The following is a 1,251-nucleotide window of genomic DNA, read 5'->3' as shown; positions in this document are numbered from 1 at the left end:
GGTTCTGGCTGGCTGTGGTTACGTGAACTAGATACGGGATAACGGCAAGCTGTCTCTGCCAGAGAACTGGCTGACGCAGTGCGGCCTGACCGGGCAACCGCTGGCGATCAGCGTGATGCCTGGTCAGGTGGTGATTAAGGTTCGGCAGGGTAATCTGTGACGTAACAACAGATAAAAAAATAGCCGGGAAGACCCAAAGAGGCCCTTCCCGGCTTTTATTTACACATTTAATCTAAAGAGTTAATAATATTAACTAAGCGATGCTGGGTCAAAAACCAAGATGACACTTCCTTTCATACCACACGGCCACGCACCTGCTTTGTAAAGTGCATATATATCTTCAAGAAAGGAGTCTTTTATAAAGTTATCTAAGTATCTATTGACCGCTACTGTAGACAATACAAAAAACGCATCTTCTTTAGCTTCAGAGAAAATAAAGTCATCATGAGCGGTATTCGTTTTCTTTATTCTCTTCTTTCTAAACTCAATAAGTGATGATGCATTTTTAACCTGTAAACTTTCAAGATTACCATTAACAAAATCATAAGCCTCTTGGAACTTCTTATTTTTCCTTAAAGATTTACGACATTGTTCAATCGTATCATTCCAAACTTTATAACCCGATGGGAGGTTCTGCTCAAACGCATACTTATAAGCATCATCAACATTATTAATAACAATAACCTTCTGGCTTATAGCTTCAGACAACCCTTTAAAGAGAGCATTTGTAAATGCAAATTCAATAGGTTCGATTATGTATCTTTGATCCATTACCAGCCACCTTTAGTGAAAATATTAGTCCAGACAGCATTAACCTTTCCATTTCCTAATGCACCACCTGCTTTATCCATATCAAGTGGTCTGATTGGGTGGCCATTCTCTAACCCTTTCCGAGAAATTCCTTGGATTTCTTTCACTTGATTCAAAATAGCGCCTTTAGATTGATTAAGATCTATTTTATCTAAAGCATTTTTAACTGCTTGTGTATATCCATCATGACTTCCCTGATGCCTTGCCATCGCACTAGTGCCATCATCGACTCTTCTGAGGAAGATACCGTTTCCGGCATCGTCAATATAATATTTGATCTTCTTTAATGCTGGATGGTTAGCTAATTCTTTCGGGATTATATGGTGGGCTTGATGCCCAGTCCATTTCGTAGAACGCGGCAGTCCCATCGCCTCCATCATGTTCCTACCAAGTGTGGTAGAACATCCTGCTAAGCCTAATGGGTCGACCCATGACAGAGGA

3 protein-coding genes are annotated in these 1,251 nt (G+C 40.5%); 1 reads left to right on the top strand and 2 read right to left on the bottom strand.

Annotation, left to right across the window (positions count from 1 at the left end):
* Window positions 1–31 precede the first annotated feature (31 nt).
* Window positions 32–160, top strand: coding sequence for a SymE family type I addiction module toxin (locus tag ACQ4OC_RS19510; protein WP_071925632.1), 129 nt, complete (start codon window positions 32–34; stop codon window positions 158–160).
* Between the two features lie 89 nt (window positions 161–249).
* Here the strand turns inward: ACQ4OC_RS19510 and ACQ4OC_RS19505 are convergent, their stop codons facing one another.
* Both ACQ4OC_RS19505 and ACQ4OC_RS19500 read right to left on the bottom strand, forming a co-directional pair.
* Window positions 250–771 (bottom strand): hypothetical protein, encoded by a 522-nt coding sequence (locus ACQ4OC_RS19505; protein WP_064512417.1) that lies wholly within the window; start codon window positions 769–771, stop codon window positions 250–252.
* Window positions 771–1,251, bottom strand: a 481-nt coding sequence (locus ACQ4OC_RS19500) for an AHH domain-containing protein (protein WP_430971557.1), incomplete at its 5' end; no start/stop codon positions are given. The genes ACQ4OC_RS19500 and ACQ4OC_RS19505, both read right to left, overlap by 1 nt.

Source organism: Yersinia sp. J1, assembly GCF_050586585.1.
In the GTDB taxonomy this organism is placed as follows: domain Bacteria; phylum Pseudomonadota; class Gammaproteobacteria; order Enterobacterales; family Enterobacteriaceae; genus Yersinia; species Yersinia entomophaga.
This window is presented reverse-complemented; position numbering and strand designations above follow the sequence as displayed.

Bases quoted from the DNA above. Each gene is read 5' to 3' on its own strand.
- ACQ4OC_RS19505 (WP_064512417.1), bottom strand. From the start codon at position 771: ATGGATCAAAGATACATAATCGAACCTATTGAATTTGCATTTACAAAT.